At 35.1% G+C, this 279-nt stretch carries 1 protein-coding gene; it reads right to left on the bottom strand.

The window, feature by feature from the left end; all coding sequences use genetic code 11:
* Positions 1 to 279, bottom strand: a 279-nt coding sequence (locus tag RYX56_RS21930; protein WP_317124061.1) for a hypothetical protein, incomplete at both ends; no start/stop codon positions are given.

Genomic DNA, 279 nt, shown 5'->3' with positions numbered 1-279 from the left:
CCTTCAACTCGAGTATGAGAAAAACCTTGAATTTTATCTTTATTGTAGTCGTATCCTGCATGATCATCATTTTTATGTGGATAAGTATCAGGACTTAGCTTAACAATCCCATATGGAACTACTGCTCCAGGGAATTGTTGCCCATTATCTACAGCTGTTCCTACAAATGGATTGACATATTGAGTATAATCTTCATTATTCGTTTCAGCACTCGCGCTATATCCAGAAAAAAGAATGCAGGTTAGTAACGCTGTTGATAAAGTTATAAAAAATCGATTA

The organism is Alkalihalophilus lindianensis (assembly GCF_032843265.1).
Classification (GTDB): Bacteria; Bacillota; Bacilli; order Bacillales; family Bacillaceae_D; genus Alkalihalophilus; species Alkalihalophilus lindianensis.
Note: the sequence above shows the minus strand (reverse complement) of the source record. Positions and strands in the feature narration are given on the sequence as shown.